The organism is Algoriphagus litoralis, assembly GCF_003259255.1.
Lineage (GTDB): Bacteria > Bacteroidota > Bacteroidia > Cytophagales > Cyclobacteriaceae > Algoriphagus > Algoriphagus litoralis.
In genome coordinates this window covers 397,681-415,301 of record NZ_QGOL01000002.1, presented here as the reverse complement: position 1 = coordinate 415,301, position 17,621 = coordinate 397,681, and the positions used below count along the sequence as shown (strand labels likewise).

The window sequence follows — 17,621 nt, the reverse complement described above, 5'->3', positions numbered from 1 at the left end:
TATGCAGGAATCAATCACGATATCGAAGGCAAAACCGGCAAGTCCGGCCATGGATTTTGAGCTGCTTCGCAAAGAGGCGATTGCTTACATTCAACGGCTTTCCGGCAAAATCTGGACAGATTACAACACCCATGACCCTGGTGTCACGATTCTGGAAGTACTTTGCTATGCCATCACCGACCTGAGTTACCGGGCAAATAAACCGATTCAGGATCTGCTGGCTGATGAGTCTGGCTCTCTGGCAGACCAGTTTTTCAAAGGATCTCAGATTCTTCCGGGAAAAGCAATCACCATCGAAGACTTCCGAAAGCTTATTATGGATGTGGAGGTAGTTGAAGAGATTGAGATTGATGGTATTCCAGAAAAAAGATTTGCAGGTGTAAAAAATGCATGGCTCACGCTGAGAGAAAGCAATGAGATCAAAATTTTCCCGGATCGAAAGGCTAAAAAACTGGCCTATAAACCCTTCCCAGCTTCAGAAAAAGCACTTCAACTTGGTATTCTTTACGATGTCTTGCTTGAGTTTGACACCACGGATGAACTGGGTGATCTGAATGAAAACAAGCTCAGCATGGAGATCGCCATCGATGCTCATCCGGATTTGGCTGGAGTGGTAATCGATATTCAGGTGGAGTTTCCCCGCTGGGACGAGGACATTGACTGGGAAGACAAAACAGCCATCAGAAAAGCCATTCAGGGCATTTTCATTCAATTTCAAAATGTACCATCCGGCTTCGAGCTGAGCTACAAACTTTCTCCAACCAACTATATCCAGCTCAGCGGCACAGAATTAACCCCAAGCGGACTGGAGGAAGTAGAAGGAATCGATGCGATCAATACTTTGGTGAACAATTTTGTATTCACTGATCCGAAGGGAATCCTCGCTTTTTACCTGATCAAAATTGAAAAAATCAGGGAAGTACTCGCTGAAGTTCAAAAAACACTGAATGCCAATCGAAACCTGTGTGAGGATTTTGTGGCTTTTCACGCACTGCGGGTGGAAGAAATATTGGTTTGTGCTGATATCGAACTCAGTCCCGAGGCAGATGTGGCGCTGACAGAAGCCAGAATTTTCTCTGCCATCGGAGATTTTCTTTCCCCTCAGATCAATTTCTATGGACTGGAAGAGATGCTTCATCGCTGCAAATCGGGCACACTTCCCGTCACCAGAATCCTGCAAAATCCTGCAAAAATCTGGATGAAACTTGATCCTGATAGTTTTCCAAAAGCAGGCTCGACTCTCAGCATTATTGGCTCAGGCAATAATGCAGGAACCTATCAAATCCTTGAAGTCAAGGTAGCTCCAAAGGAACCCGGACTGGCTGAAATCCTCGTTTCGCCTAATTTTTCGAGCCCACTCATCCGTGAAGATGACCGCATTTACTTTGGAGATTGGGAGGCAAGTCAATGCATGCCTACAGAAGAAATCTTTGAAGGTCCGCTACTAAAACATGGATTTATTGACAGCAATGAATTGGTCAAGGCAGACCGAAAATCGAAAATCCATATCTCGGATTTGATCCACCTGATCATGGATATTGAGGGGGTTTTGGCAGTGAAAAGTATCCAAATCGCGAACATCCCTCAGGATGATCCGGATGGCAAAATAGCATCCAAAAGCGTGAAATGGTGTCTGGATTTGGCCGTAGCTCAGAATTATGTGCCAAGGCTCAATTCAGAGCTCAGCAAGTTGATTTATTACAAAGAAGGTCTCCCTTTCAAGGCAAATAGGGAGGAGGTTGAAGACCATTTGGATGAAATACAGAGAGCCAAACGTCCTCAAAAGATCCGCTATCCGCAGATGGATTTTGATGAAATCCGCGGGGAATTCGCTGATTCAGGAGATTACTTTTCGATCCAAAATGATTTCCCCCTAGTCTATGGAGTCGGTGAAGAGGGAATGATGCCGCAAGGCGAGGGTAGACCAGAGGCCTATCAGGTGAAGCAACTTAAAGCCTTTTTGCTGGTATTCGACCAGATTCTAGCCAATTACTTAGCCCAATTGGCTCATGTCCAAGATCTTTTTTCCATTTCTTTGGATAAGGATGCTTTTGGAAATCCGGCAATCACACAGACTTATTTCTCCCAAAATCTGGAAAACCTAGTGCCCGATACTGCCGACCTCTGGAAGGATTTGGCAGGACTTCAGGATATATTAAACACCCTCACCGAGCCAAAAGAAAAATACCTAGAGCGCAGAAACAAGTTCTTGAACCACCTTTTGGGACGTTTTGCAGAGCAATTGACAGATTATGGTTTGCTGACAGTGAGGCTTAGCCCTGAAAAAGGCAAAGAACGATTGATCGAGGATAAACTTCAATTTCTCAATAAGTATCCTCAAATCAGTGCCGAACGGGCTCAGGGTTTTGACTATGCGATTCCAGAGGAGTATTACCATATCGACAATCTATCAGGTCTGGAAAACAGAGTGGCTGGTCTCTATGGTATTCGAGAAAAAACAGCAGATTGGTTGATCTTCAGTCCGAAATTTGAGTTTTCAAAAATGAACGGTGCATGGACTATCATGGTCTTGGACGCTACGGATCAGCCACTTTTTGAGCTTTTGGAAGCATTCAGCTCTTTGGAAAATGCCAAACTGAGCTTGGAAAAGATTCTCTTGGTCGCGGCTGACCCGGGCAATTGGGGAATTGCTGGAACGGATGGCAATCTTGTTCTGGAATTGTTCCTCAAAGACGAAATCCTCGGTGAAAGCGTCAAAAAAGATTTTTCATCCGCTGAGGCAGAACTGGCTTTAGCTGGAATTCAGGAGATGTTTTTCTCCGAATTCATCCAAAACCCAAGAGCCAATCGAAAGAATCTGAGTTTGGGTCTGGAGGATTGGTATGAATTCACCATTACCACTTCGATGGCTCCTGCACCGCCAAAATATATCATTGAGTTTGAGTTTTTCGATGCCCCTTTTGGTGCAGGTACAGCCATCCTTTCAGGCAAAATAACCCAAGAAGTGGCTGATGCAGTTGATGAAGAAGAACTTCAGAATCTGGCCGAAAGCAGAATCAAAGAACACATTTGGGATATGCTGGCTGCCGGATACAGACCAAGTGGCTATCAGCTTGATGAAGATTCTGATTCTCCCTACCATTTTTCTATCATCGATCCGATTCGAGGAGGAGTATTGGCAAAAAGTATCGCAAACAACTTCAATGCCCCGCTTGCCGCTCAACTTTTGGACGGATCTTGGGGAGAAAGTTGGTTGATTCAAACTGGCTTTGAACCTATTGCGATCACTTTGTCGACTGCTGTTGCAGAAGGATCGAAAATAAAGCTTACTGCTGATCCAACCCCTACGAAAGGAGACTTGATCGTTTTTCAAAAAACCTTGGAAATTCTTTCGGTCGATGTAGAAAAGCAGGAACTCACAGTTGCGGGTGGTCAAGTATCCCTGCTTTCTCGCCTAGCTGAAATTACCATCCGAAAAGTACTGGACGAGGAAGATTTGTTCATCGATTACCCCATTTTCAAGCTCGAACTAGTTGACGGAAACACAGTAATCACCACTTCAGTCAGGCCAAGACAGGATTTGGAGGGCGCCGAAATCCTGATTTCGCGAAGCTTTGAAGTGCTATCTGTGAATGGAGCAGAGTTTTTGGTACCGGGAGGTGAAGAGATCAAGACTTTGGAAAAGTTGCAATCCTTTTTCCAAAAAGAATTCTTCAGCCACGAAGGGACACATCTAGTCGAGCATATTCTTCTAAGACCCCGCCACAACCAGAAATACAAGTTTGTCAATGATTCCGATGTCGTAGTCACTGAACTGATCCAGGATCGATTGCTTGACCCACATTTTCAGGAAGAGTGCGAATGCACACTTGACGATCCCTATACCTGCATTGCGCACGTCTTGCTTCCTTTCTGGGCGGGAAGATTTACCAGCAGGGACTTCAGGAGATTTCTGGAAAACAAATTAAAAACTGAGGCGCCAGCTCACGTCTTTTTGACAGTTTGCTGGATCAGCCCGGAGCACATGGAGGAGCTGGAGCAAGCCTGGAAAATCTGGCTGCTCGAATCGCTCAAAAACCCACAACATCCCAAGAAACTTTCAACAGCACTTTCCCAACTGATTGAGATTTTGGAAAAAGTCCGAAATGTCTACCCATCCGGCACACTTCACGACTGTGCAGAAGACGACACATTGGACGATGCCATTATTCTCAATTTTTCATCATTGGGAGAATTTTAAAACCACATTTCTATGAGCCAGATCATTCCTACTTATCCGATTTTCGAAGGCAGCCAAGTCCTCACCAGCGATCAGCTCAACCAGCTCAGCGCCTATCTGGATCAGCAAAATAGGCTGACCCGGTCCAAGTTGATTGGCATCGGGATAGTCTGTGGCCTTCAGGTTCAGCCGCTTCCCGGAGAGGTGAAAATCTCGAAAGGCCTTGGAATCACCTCGGAGGGGTTCCTGATACAGATTGGAACAGACTTTTTAGGCACACACTATCGCCCCTATACCCTGCCCGAGACGGTGACCTACAAGCCATTTGGCTTTCCCGCACAGGACGTGAAACTCTGGGAAATGCTCAGCGAAAAGCCGGAGGATGACACAGAAGTCAAAAAACTCAACAGCCCGGCAAATTTTCTGAACGATAAATTTGTCCTGCTTTTCCTTGAGATTTTTGATCGGGATCTCAAGTCCTGCCTGGGAAATGCCTGTGATGACAAAGGAAAGGACCGGATCTTTTCCTTGCGGAGACTGCTCGTATCAAAAACCGACCTGGATCTGATCTTGACCCGATCGGCAAATGTTTCGGGATCATTTTCAGGAGCATCCGGATTGAAGGCATTTCGGTTGAAAAAGCCGCTTTTTGATCCCAGTAAGCCAGAATCCAATTCACTTCCGGAATTTGTAAAACAGTATCAGTCCGTGATCATAGAATTGACCAAGGCTGACTTTTGGGAGCAGCTGAAAAAAGGCTATTCCGTCTTTGAACCCGTTCTGGGCAAAAGTTTTGGCTTTGCCAATCCCTTTGATCAGGCTGCCATTTCCACCAAAATCTCCCAGCTGGAAACCAGTCTGACAGCTGGTCCGGCTTCAATTAAAGGCGTCCAATATCTCTGGGATTTTTTCAAAGAACTTGCATTGGCTTGGGAAGAATTCCTCGAAGCAGGTCATTCGCTTTGGTACTCCTGCCCAACAGATCCCTCGCTTTTTCCACTACATCTTTTGCTGGGTAAAGCCAAAACAGCCACTGCCGAAGAATTCTATACCTATCGCCATGGCTTTGTCCAGCCGCCGATTTTCAATGAGCAAAAATTGCTCAAAGAAACTGTCGCTCAGCGCTACAGACGGCTTCTGCTGATGATCCAAACATTCGAATTAGAGCTTATTCAAAAGCTGTCTCCGGAAAAATTCCCCATCAAAATCACCCCAAGCAAGGAAAAAATGGGGCTCTTGGGCCAGCGCAGTATCCCATACTATTTCAATTTGAAGAGCAAGGGTTCACTCGGAAGCTGGTTTTCTCTTGAAAAAAGCTGGACAGATCCAGGCAATAAAAATCTGTGGTCTGCAGATCGTGAGGAGGTACTCAGCTATGACAATCAACCTGACACGCCAAAGCCGGAAGGGACATTCTTGGAATCGCCATTGCATTATGATTTGGAGGATTTTCCTTTTCTGAGAATCGAAGGTCACTTGGATCAGGAACTGGATAAAGCCAAAGAAACTATCCAGAAATTGATTCAGCAGTTCAATCTTCCCATTCATCTTGAAACACTGCATTTGGATGCAGGAGGTGCTTTGGAGGATAAAAACTGCGGCTGGCATGATCTGCAGGAAGAATATTCCCAGCACCGCTTTCAGCTCGTAGGCATGATGCGTGACCTGAAAGACATTCTCAGCTTCCTCCGGGACATGAACAAGAAGTATGGCGAAAAGGACGAGCTTTTTGACAAGGATGTCGAAGAACAAGTCATGAAGTACTTCGAGCTTTTTGAAGGCTGGACTGGAGCATTGGAGGAATGTCTGGAAAATATGGACTGGCAAAAGTTTCAGGAGGCTTACAAAAAAATCCTACAGACTTTGCTCGATTTGCTTTTGATCCAGTTTAAGTTTTTGGACAAAATTGACCTTCCCGAAAAAGAATCCGAAAAGAATCTGGAGCTCTACAACGGGCTTTTGGCAAGAGTCTCGCCTATTCTCTACCGGATTCTTGATCTGTTTTACTTCACCAAAATCCAGCGGCTTTACCTCAGCTATGTCAACAGAGTCGCACAGCTTCAAAACTCAAGGAAATTTTCAGAATACCTGAAAAAAAATCCTGGCCTGACTCACGAGGCTGGTGTTTACCGAGGAGATACATTTTACCTGCTTTATCTCCAGTCTACGGGCAGGGTGATTGGGGACTTCAGTCTGGCTGGTAAAGCGGATTGCTGTGACTGCATCGATGCTTGCGGAGAAGAGAGATGGGACCTTCTGCCTCCTTTTGCCCGACCTGATTATGCAATCACAAATATCAACACGCCGATCCGGATCGAGGTGATGGTGAATGATCGCCTTCCGATCGAAAGGAACTATGTGATCAAACAGACTACAGACAAATCCGAAAAAGGAGGAAAAGTCAACCAAGACGGAAACAGCCCAGCATTTTTTTACACTCCTGCAGAGGATTTCACAGGAGACGATGCCTTCACTTACATTCTTCAAGATGAGAAATCCGGACTTCAAGACGAAGGCAGAGTTACGATATGGGTCAAAGCTCCTAAGGCAAATTCATGCTATACCACAGAAATTATATCCTGCTGGGGAGAGAAAAATATCCTCGCAGCTTTGGCAGAAAGGCAGATTCCTAATAGAGAATTGACTTTTGAGCAGCGAGTTGAGGCTTTACTTTCTAGTCTTCAACAATCCAAGGGCTTCACCGAAGATGAGATCTTCTCCTCTTTCCTAGAAGATGAAGAGGCAAGAAAACAACTCCTAAGTTGCTTGGGTATCAACTTCGATAATGCATCCTATGAGCAGCTGGGTCAACTCATTCTGGACTATCAAAAATCAAACTGTGGTGCTCAGCAACCACCAACTAATCAATGTACCACTACTGAAATTATAGGAAGAGTGATGGGCCCTACAGGAGGGTCGGTAGTAGGAGCATTCATTTTAGAGCAGGGCACAAATAATGGCACGAGCACTAATGAAAAGGGTGAATTTTCACTCAAATTGACCAAGCCTGGAGCGAATTTGCTTATTCAGGCTGAGCGATTCCAGCAGGCGACCCGATTTATTTGCTCTGAGAGTACGATAGACATTTTCCTTACTCCCGCGGTAGTTGAAGAAGTTGTCGTAGTGGGAGTCCGACCCTCTGGGTTGAATGAGGCGGTTTTGGCAGAAATTGTTTCTGCTCAGGGGAAAACTATTGCCGCCGACACTACGCCTACTAGAGAAGAACTTCTCAAACTCGCAACAGAAGAAAAAGAAGAAATCACCCTAAGACCGGAAGAGCTCTCCAGTCTGAAAAACGATACGCTAAAGCTAATCGCTGAATCCAAAAATATCGAAATCCGAAGTACAGATACAAAAGCTGTCCTAGTCAATAAACTCTTAGGGAGACAATGAGCAGGCACTTGATTCATCGGCAAATTTTGGATCTGCGCTATACAGACGAGCGCAGGGCAAAAGCTGCTATGGATCAATGGGGAGAGCGATATGAGAAAGACTGGCTTCCTGTGATCGAGGAAGTACTGGACGAATTGGATCAAGAGGGAAAATGGTTCAGACTGGAACAAGTAGAGCTGGATTTGGGAAGAATCCTTGAAAATCAATCTCCTGAAATCTTCCATAAAAAGCTGAAAGAAATGCTCAAAACTCAGCTTTTAAGACAGATTCCAGAATTAAGCGAAGCAAATAAACCGCAAAAAACGCAGGATTATAGACAGCCCCAAGATGAGTCCAAGCCACTCGAACTCCTGATCTACCTGCTCCAATATGGAAGGAAACCCTGGTGGGCATCCAAGTCCAAAAAAGAGGGAATAAAGGACTTGATTAAGATGTTTGTTTCGGAGAAAAACAAACGTTTTTTGACTTGGATGCAGTCTGAGGCTTTTTCGCCAGTGATGCTTGAAAGATTAAGAAATCACCTCGAAACAGATGAAATTCAAAAGATGCTATCCCTTGCTTTTCCGGAAAAAAGAAAAGAAAGTCAAATTCTCATCAAGTCCTTACTAGCAACCTTTTCTCCAGAACTATATCTAAAAGATGAATTGGAGAGAGGTTTGGAAGCTCGAACGGCTGAAGCTTTTCTACTGGCTGAAAAACAACTGGAAAATCCAGTCACACAATGGCTAAAGACTTGGCTGATCCATTCAAAAACTGCTTTTCGTCCTACTCAGGAGGCCTTAGCGGAGCTTTTGATAGAATTAATTCCTGCTGATTTCTTTCAGAAATCTCGGATTGGAGTCTTAGAAAAAATCTGGTCAAAATGGACTAAAACTCCAATTTTCAAATATTCATCTCCCCGACCCCAAATCCTAAAAAATGGCCAAGAAACGGGAAAAGATCTTTTTCTAAAATTCTTGAAGACAGCAAGAGCAAACTTTCCTAAGTCTTCCCTAGGAGATATCTCGGCAGCTAGCCTATCCGCTTCCAAATTGGCTAAAACACGAAAAGAAAAAACGAGTATTACCGAAAAATTAGAACTGGACGAAACTTTCCCGATTTCCAATTCGGGTCTGGTACTCGCAGCACCCTTTTTACCCTACTTTTTCAAAGGCTTGGGATTGGTGGAGAATAAAGCTTTTGTTTCGTTGGAAGCTCAGAACCGGGGAGTTTTGCTGATTCAGGCACTTTTGGATGAATCCTATTCCTACCAAGAGTCAGATTTGTTACTAAATAAAATCCTTTGTGGGATGAGTCCGTCAGAACCTATCCAAGTGAATTTTTCTCCTTCCGAACTCGAAAAAGAAGAAATCAAAAACCTACTCGATGCCATGGTCACTCGCTGGACTGCGCTGAAAAGTACCTCTGGCGCCTCAATGGCTAAGGGATTTTTCCCCAGAGAAGGAAGCCTCCGCAGAGTAGACAAAGGTTTCCAACTCCAGATCCCGAGAATCTCGATCGATATTTTATTAAACAGACTTCCCTGGACCATCAGCATCATCAAACTCCCCTGGATGGAAGAAACTCTTTACACCGAATGGTAAGCAAAGCACACGATAACGCCCAAACGATTCAGCTTGAGCTGGATTGGCTGCAGCAGATCCTGAAAGCCCGGTCTGCCATCAATTCCAATTCCTCATCCGCTCCCTCGGACCTGCTCCAGATTCCTGCCCCAGATTTAGCGGGAATGGACTCCTCCTATGCAGATCTGGTCAGGAAATTTCACTTGGGTCCTGAAGAGCGATTCTTACTCATTTTAGCAGCAGTCCCCCACATCCGCCCGCAACTTTTGGACATGTTTATGAGCCGCAACCAGCTTACGCAGCAGATTTACACCGAGTTTGGAGGAAGAAAAGGAAAGACACACAATGGCTTCATTCCCACTGGGGAAACTGTCATGTTTATCCTCGCCGGTATTGAGCTGAAAAAGCGCTTTCAATACCAAAATCTGCTGGATTCAAGTGGCGTATTGTTCAAAGAGAATATCCTGAGACTGAGCGAAGTCGAAACAGAGGAATCCTTCCTGAACGGAGCTTTGATCATTTCGCGTGATATTCTTGACCTGATCACCACCGGGAAAGTTCAAAAACCGGGTTTCAGTTCTGATTTTCCCGCTCAGCGGCTGCATACTCCCTTGGACTGGAGCGATCTGGTCCTACCTGAGGAGACTTGGATCCAACTTCGAGAATTGGAAGTCTGGCTAAAGCACAAGGACTTTTTGATGCAGGAATGGAACATGTCCCGTATTCTGAAACCTGGCTACAAGGCTTTGTTTTTTGGACCACCTGGAACAGGCAAGACGCTTACTGCAGCTTTGCTGGGAAAGAAAATGGGACTCGATGTCTATCGTATTGATTTATCCAGATTGGTATCGAAATACATCGGAGAGACCGAAAAGAACCTTTCCAAAGTTTTTGACCGAGCAGAAAAGCAGGGTTGGATTCTGTTTTTCGACGAAGCGGATGCGCTTTTTGGCAAGCGAACTTCAGTCAACGATGCACATGACCGCTATGCCAATCAGGAGGTTTCCTATTTGCTGCAGCGGATTGAGGACTACGATGGCTTGGTGATTTTGGCCACCAACTTGAAGAACAATCTGGATGATGCATTTATGCGTCGGTTTCAGTCCAGCATCTTCTTCCCTATTCCTCATGCAGAGGAACGGTTGATGCTCTGGAAAAAAGGATTTCCGGAACAGGCAAAACTGGAATCCAAAGTCGATCTGGAATCCCTATCCAATTCTTTTGAGCTCAGTGGCGGGGGGATTATCAATGTAATTCAACACAGTCTGCTGATGGCGCTCGAAAACGATGACAAAATCATCCGCTTGGAGGATATCAAAGAAGGAATCAGAAGAGAATACCAAAAAGTTGGCAGAACAATCTAATCCCTGAGGCGATGCGAAAAAAAGTCAGAAAAAAGCCAGAACAGGAAGATGAAAAAGAACCTGTCGTGGTGGTGGTAAACAAAGAAAAGGAGTCAAAGGAGCCCGAAAAGGCAGAAAAAATGAGTCCAGTAGAACAGGAGCGCCATGGAATGAAAGCCTTGGAGCCCGGCGAAGTGATGAATCCGATCAAATCTTAATTCAAAGAAATGGGAGCAGCCGCTGAAAAAATTCCTTTTCCAAAGTCCCGACCACTCGGGGCTGGGAAGGGTGTGATTCAGCCTGCCTTGAAAGTCGGCAAGCCAAACGACAAATACGAGCACGAGGCAGAATCGATGGCGGACAAAGTCATGATGATGCCTGCTGCACCTGCTGCTCCATTGATGTCGGCCAGTCCGGGTGGATTTCAAATGAAAGCTACCGAAGAAGAAGAACTTCAAATGGCACCGCTGTCAGCAGGGATATCAATGATCCGCAGAAGCGAGGAAGAAGAAGTACAATTGAATCCAGAGGAAGAGGAAGTTCAACTTTTTGCGGAGCAAAAATCCCTAATCAGACTGTCTGAGGAGGAGGAAGAAGTACAATTAAAAGGTGGAGAAGAAGAGAACATCCAATGCTTAGGAGGGGATGGTGCGACTGTTTCTCCTCAGCTCACTTCCCAAATCCAGCAAAGTGCAGGTTCGGGGGCTGCCTTACCTCCAGCCATTCAGCAGGACATGGGACAAAAGTTTGGGGCAGATTTCTCAGGAGTGAGAGTCCATACCGGACCGCAAGCTGCATCCATGAGTTCGGCACTAGGTGCTCAGGCCTTCACTCATGGGAATGACATCTACTTCAATGAAGGAAAATATCAACCCGAATCCTCACAAGGAAAACACCTGATTGCCCATGAGCTAACTCATACAGTGCAGCAGGGAGCAGCGGTGAAAAGATCTCCTAGTGAGGAAGTTTCCCAAACCCAGCCAAAAGTACAGCGCTTAGGCTATGCCATACGGGAGGGACTTTCCCGATTTGCAAGCTACATTCCTGGTTACACGCTTCTGACCGTGATCATTGGCTATGATCCGTTAGCCGGACGAAATGTTGAGCGAAACGCCACCAATCTAATCGGCGGACTACTTGGGTTGATCCCGGTTTTTGGTACCCTACTTTTCAATAAACTCACAGAGCTCGGTATAATCGAGGATGCGGTGACTTGGGTGGAGAGCGAAATGACTGCCTTGAATCTTACCACACGCCGACTGGAGCAAACGCTAGAGCAGGCATGGGATGAGGCTAGTCTATTCTCAGGTTGGGATGAAAACATGGCCGTACTGGACCGGACCTTTGGTCAGCTTTACCGAGACATTGTCACTTTTGCCGGCAGGGTCAAGGACAAAATTTTTGAATTGATTAAAGCTGCTTTGATGGCTGGTTTGAAAGCACTTGCTGATGCATTCCCAGGATATCCACTATTGACTAAACTGCTCGGCCATGATCCGCTGACTGGAGAAGAAGTCGTATCCACCACTGCAGAGAAAATTGAAGCCTTTCTGATCCTAATCGGAAAAGAGCAAGAACTCGAGCGGATGCAGGCAGAGGGCACTATACAGGAGACAGCTGACTGGATAGATGCAGAATTGGCTGCGCTTAACTTTAGTTTTGACGAAGTTAAATCCCTATTTGAAGAAGCCTGGAACGCATTTTCACTCGAAGACCTCCGTAATCCTGTTGCAGCATTTAATAGGACTATTGGTATTTTCAGACCATTCACTGAGCGGGTATTCACCTTTGCGGCCAATGTGGCAATCAAGGTTTTGGAGATAATCAAAAATGCCCTGATGGCGCAACTTTCGGCCTATGCAAGGGAACAGCCGGGATTTCATTTGGTGACAGTCATTCTTGAAAAAGATCCATTTACGGAAGAAGTTGTCCCTCGAACCACCGAAAATATTATCCGGGGATTTATGGGATTGATGCCAGGAGGTGAAGAGCAATTCCAGCAAATGAAAGAGACGGGTGCTATCGAGCAAACGGTAAGCAGAATAGATGCGGCCGTTGCGACCTTGAACTTTACCTGGGCTTACATTACAGGACTGTTTTTGGATCTGTGGAATAGCTTCACTATAGAAGATGTATTCCATCCGATTGATGCTTTTGTGCGGATCGTGCAGACTTTGGCAGACCCGATACAGCGGCTTTTTGCCTTTATCGTAACCATTGTTCGGATCATAGTAGAGGTCCTTTTGGTGGTGATGAACTTCCCGATTGATACGGTCAATCAGATCATTGCAAATGCCAGATCGGCTTTTGAGGATATCAAGAGTGATCCAATTGGCTTCCTCAAAAATCTCCTCAGAGCCGTCAAACAGGGCTTTGTCCAGTTTTTTGATAATATCGTCACCCACCTTTTAGGTGGGCTTCGGGATTGGCTTTTCGGAGAATTGGCCACTGCGGGAATCAATCCTCCTGCGGACCTCAGTTTCCAGTCGATCTTGGGTTTTGTTCTCGATGTATTGGGATTGACTATTGACAATGTCTGGGAACGGCTTGCGCTGAAAATAGGTCCAGAGCGAGTGGCGCAGATTCGGGCAGCTATCGATACCCTTTCGGGTATCTGGACCTTCATCAAAGATGTGTGGGAGCGTGGACCGATTGCTATTTGGGAATATGTGCAGGAGCAGCTGAGCAACCTCTGGACGATGGTGCTGGAGCAGGTTCAAAACTGGATCATGACCCGGATCGTGGAGCAAGTGACCACAAGACTTCTTTCTTTGCTTGATCCGACCGGTATCATGGCAGTGGTCAATAGCTTCATTGCCTTTTACCGAGCTGTTCAGTCCTTTATCGAAAAGCTCCGTGAGATGCTCGAGATCGTCAATTCTTTTGTGGCCGGAGTGGCGAATATTGCCAGAGGAAATGTAGCGGATGCCGCTAATTTCCTCGAGGCGGCATTGGCTCGCGCAGTCCCGGTAGCGATAGGATTTTTGGCCAATCAGGTAGGATTGAGAGGACTGGGTACCCGAATTGCTGAGATGATCAGCGGCTTGCGTGACCGGGTAAATGCAGCAATCGACTGGCTGATTGATCGGGCCCTTTCGGTCGGTGGGGCTTTGCTTACGATGGGAAGAAATGCGGTGGATGCGGTGGTAAATTGGACAAGAAACTTGCTAGGTATTGAAAATCGCTTCCAAGGAGAGGATGGAAATCAGCACAGGATTTATTTCCAAAGTAATGCTGGCGAAATGGTAATTATGATTAATCCTATGCCAGCAAGTCCCTTAGTTTCTTGGTTGAACAATCTTAATTTCACAGACGCAAATTCAAATAACAAAAAGGCCGAAGCTATAGCAATTGCCAATCAAATCGAAACAAAAAAAGCAGAGACGATTAATGAATCTGATCCAGCTAGACAAGAAAGTGCTGAGGCTGAAAAAACCAGAGAAATTAGGAGACTTGTAGATGAATTAAGTAGAAAACTAGGCCCTCTTTTTGGGGCTGTACTTCAAGATTGTGCCACAGAGTCTAATGGAGGTTTGGTGTTCGGAGGCTTGACTGGTCCATATGGAACTTCAATGGAAGCCACTTATTTAAGTAGCAAAAATGCTCCACATGGATCAAGACCAAGTGTTAACCATACCCGATATGATCAAATTAACCAGAGAAAAAGAGGGAGAGGGGCCTATTATATTAAAGGCCATTTATTAAATGAAAGACTTGGTGGTACTGGAGCCGATTGGAAGAATCTCACTCCGTTAACAAGACGAGCGAACAGTGAGCATGAACGAATCGCAGAAGCAAGAGTGAAAACAGCCGTGAATGCTGGCAATATGGTTTATTATAAAGTGGAAGCTCAATATGGAAGAAGCCTTACTACTGATCCAGACCCAATAATTAATTCGATTAAAGCGGCAGAAATAGATATTCCAAACCGATTGATTTGCCAAGCGGAACTTATTACTCCAGCATCAATTTCAGCTTCAGGAAGAGAAGAAAGAACAACTCTAATTCCTTCAGGCACAATTATAAATAATGACATCTCAAGTGATCCGTATGAGGTTTAGAAACCAAGCATGCTAATTCACCCTTTTTAACACCTAAAACTTTTCGCTTTATTCTCAGCCATAGTATCTTTAGGGCATGAATAAATCCCTGTTTAATTCGCTGGCTGGCCTAAGCATAGGGTTACTAGCTACGGGTTGCAGCTCTACGGCTGTAATTACCGCCCCTCCGATTACTTATACGAACACCACTCCGAGAACTTCTGAGCTTTCCGAATCTGAATCCATGCGCTGGAGTCACTTGGATATGGTCAAAGATACCGTGCCAGGTATGAGTGTGAATCGTGCTTATGCCGAGCTTTTGAAGAAGCGAAAGAGTCAGCCCGTGATCGTAGGAGTCATTGACTCGGGCATCGATCTGGACCATGAGGATATCAAAGATGTACTTTGGGTCAATGCTGATGAAAAACCCGGTGACGGCTTAGACAATGATGGGAATGGCTACATCGACGATGTACATGGCTATAATTTTTTGGGCGAATCGTATCACGAGCAAATGGAAATCGCTCGGATCATCCGACTCAAAATAGGTGATGAAGCCTACCAAGCTGCAGCAAAGGCGGAACTTGATTCGAAACTTCCTGAAGCAAAGCAGAGCCTACCCCAATTGCAACAGATCGAACAGTTTGTAAGCATGGCGCATCAGAATCTTCAAAAAGAGCTGGGTAAGGAATTTTATTCCATTGAAGATTTAGAAAACTACAAACCAAAATCCCCTCAAGAAGAGCAGCTTGTCAGTGTATTGATTCAGGTCATGGGTATGGGTCAGGATATACCGACAGCAATTGCTGACCTAAAAGAAGGTATCAACTACTATAAAGGTCAAGTAGATTTCCATCTCAACGTGGATTTTGACGGAAGAAAACCCGTAGGAGACAATCCGTATGATTTCAATGACAAAAAGTACGGAAATGGAAATCCCGACATCCGAGATGAAGATGAAAGCCATGGAACGCACGTGGCGGGGATCATCGCTGCTACCCGTGGCAATAAAAAGGGGATCGATGGAGTGGCTCAAAACGTAAAAATCATGAGCGTCCGCACAGTACCCGATGGAGATGAATACGATAAAGACGTGGCACTCGCTATTCGATATGCTGTAGATAATGGAGCCAAAGTAATCAATGCAAGTTTCGGAAAGGGATTTTCTCCCAATGCAGAGTGGGTGTACGAAGCATTGGCTTATGCTGCATCCAAGGATGTATTGTTTGTCCATGCTGCCGGCAATGACGGTGCAGACTTAGACAGTGATGAAAATCCAAATTTCCCAAATGACCATAAGCTTCAAAATTCTCCAGAAATCGTCAATAATGTGATCACGGTGGGGGCAATTACTTCGAGTTTTGGGCCAGAGATGGTTGCCTCTTTTTCCAATTATGGAAAGCAAAATGTTGATGTCTTTGCTCCAGGAGCAGCGATTTATTCGACGATGCCTAATAATGCCTATGAGTTTCAGGACGGGACATCGATGGCAGCCCCTGCTGTAGCCGGAATGGCAGCATTGATTCGGTCCTATTTCCCTTCCCTTTCAGCAGTTCAAGTGAAGCAAATCATTATGAATTCAGGCATTGCCCCTCAAGTCAAAGTAATCATTGGAGGTCCAGAAGGAACAGAAATGACTTTGGGGGAGATCTCCAAATCAGGAAAAATCGCAAACCTATACAATGCGATCATTCTTGCTGATAAAGTATCCCGAGGAGAAAAAACTCTATAGTATCTATTTCTTATTCAAAAAAAAGGCCTCAACGAATTCGCTGAGGCCTTTTTTGCTTTTAGCTTCACTTAGCTACAAGCTATTTTGTTGACTCGGTTTTGGTGTCTTCCACCTTCGAAAGGCGTTGAAAGAAAAATCTCAGTCAGCTTTTCGGCATGCTCATACGTAATAAAACGCGCAGGTAAAGCGATGACATTTGCATTATTGTGCTGTCGTGCCAACGCTGCCAAGTCCTCATTCCAGCAAAGTGCAGCACGAATGCCCTGATGTTTGTTAGCCGTGATAGCTACGCCATTTCCACTACCACAGATCACGACTCCGAATTCAACCTCTCCATTCTCAATCGATGAACATAAGGGATGCACATAATCAGGATAATCTACAGATGCATCAGAAAATGGCCCAAAATCCTTCACTTCAAATCCTAGTGAGGTCAGTTTTTCGACCAGTTTTGCTTTGTATTCAAAACCTGCGTGGTCTCCTCCTATTGCTACTTTCTTTGACATGACAAATTAATCTTCTGTTGGATGATTTTTTTGGTATTCAGCTTCTGCGATTGCACGCTTTTTCTCCAGTCTTTTTGCAATCGAAATACCCACCTCATACAGTACCATGATCGGCATAGAAATGAGTAGCTGGGAGATCACATCCGGTGGAGTAATAATTGCAGAAATGATCAAAATTACCACAATCGAATGCTTACGATAGGACTTCAGCATTTTGGAGGTGACCAATCCAGACATGGAAAGAAAATACACCACCACCGGAAGCTGAAACATTATCGCCGATGCTAATACCAGCATCACCAGTGTGGTCACATAGGACGTAATGTCAAATTCGTTGAGAATGGTAGGATCCAGCTGGTAATTTGCCAAGAAATTAATCGACAAGGGGGCCAAAACATAATAGCCAAATGCCGCTCCGAGCAAGAATAGAAAGCTGACAAAAAAGACCGCACCACGGGCCGCATTCTTCTCTTTGTCATACAGTCCAGGACTGATAAATCTCCAAAACTCCCAAAAAACATAGGGAAAGGCAGCAATAAACCCAACCACGAAACTGGAGGTCATGTGCATGGAAAATTGCCCCGTCATCTGCCGGCTTTGTATGGTAAAAGGCAGCTCTTGGATGCAGAGTGCCGGTAAATTTAACCAAGCTGCAACATCGCATAGTACGCGATACGTAAAGAAATCGACTTTGGAAGGTCCCAAAATGATCATTCCAAATACGATACTCTTTGCTAAGAAGGCAATGACTGTGAAAACCAGAATTGCCGCAACGGATCGGAGCAAATGAAAGCGCAGGGCTTCCAAATGGTCCAAAAACGACATTCCTTCCTCTTCCTCTTGAATTTGATCTAGGGCCACTGTG

Annotated in this window: 9 protein-coding genes; 7 read left to right on the top strand and 2 right to left on the bottom strand. The window is 45.2% G+C overall.

All coding sequences use genetic code 11. The annotated features are described in order from the left end of the window. Position 1: 1 nt before the first annotated feature. The 7 genes from DK188_RS01690 to DK188_RS01660 all read left to right on the top strand — a co-directional run bounded on the left by DK188_RS01690 (position 2) and on the right by DK188_RS01660 (position 16,250). A complete protein-coding gene (locus DK188_RS01690; RefSeq protein WP_111669045.1) occupies positions 2–4,201 on the top strand; it encodes a hypothetical protein in 4,200 nt (1,399 codons plus the stop codon). A 12-nt stretch (positions 4,202–4,213) separates the two neighbouring features. Further along, positions 4,214–7,573: an Ig-like domain-containing protein gene (locus tag DK188_RS01685; RefSeq protein WP_111669044.1), complete on the top strand. Its 3,360-nt coding sequence runs from the start codon at positions 4,214–4,216 to the stop codon at positions 7,571–7,573. Further along, positions 7,570–9,156: a contractile injection system tape measure protein gene (locus DK188_RS01680; RefSeq protein ID WP_111669043.1), complete on the top strand. Its 1,587-nt coding sequence runs from the start codon at positions 7,570–7,572 to the stop codon at positions 9,154–9,156. The genes DK188_RS01685 and DK188_RS01680 overlap by 4 nt, the downstream gene beginning before the upstream one ends. Next, positions 9,150–10,499, top strand: coding sequence for an ATP-binding protein (locus DK188_RS01675; protein ID WP_111669042.1), 1,350 nt, complete (start codon positions 9,150–9,152; stop codon positions 10,497–10,499). The genes DK188_RS01680 and DK188_RS01675 overlap by 7 nt, the downstream gene beginning before the upstream one ends. Before the next feature lie 11 nt (positions 10,500–10,510). Beyond that, entirely contained in the window at positions 10,511–10,696 is a 186-nt protein-coding gene (locus DK188_RS01670) for a hypothetical protein (RefSeq protein ID WP_111669041.1), read from the top strand. Positions 10,697–10,705: 9 nt separating this feature from the next. After that, on the top strand, positions 10,706–14,539 hold the full coding sequence (locus tag DK188_RS01665) for an eCIS core domain-containing protein (protein WP_111669040.1): 3,834 nt from the start codon (positions 10,706–10,708) through the stop codon (positions 14,537–14,539). Between the two features lie 76 nt (positions 14,540–14,615). Further along, positions 14,616–16,250: a S8 family peptidase gene (locus tag DK188_RS01660; RefSeq protein WP_111669039.1), complete on the top strand. Its 1,635-nt coding sequence runs from the start codon at positions 14,616–14,618 to the stop codon at positions 16,248–16,250. 68 nt (positions 16,251–16,318) lie between these two features. Here the strand turns inward: DK188_RS01660 and rpiB are convergent, their stop codons facing one another. Further along, on the bottom strand, positions 16,319–16,756 hold the full coding sequence (rpiB, locus tag DK188_RS01655; RefSeq protein WP_111669038.1) for a ribose 5-phosphate isomerase B: 438 nt from the start codon (positions 16,754–16,756) through the stop codon (positions 16,319–16,321). A 6-nt stretch (positions 16,757–16,762) separates the two neighbouring features. Further along, on the bottom strand, positions 16,763–17,617 hold the full coding sequence (tatC, locus tag DK188_RS01650) for a twin-arginine translocase subunit TatC (protein ID WP_111669037.1): 855 nt from the start codon (positions 17,615–17,617) through the stop codon (positions 16,763–16,765). Positions 17,618–17,621 lie beyond the last annotated feature (4 nt).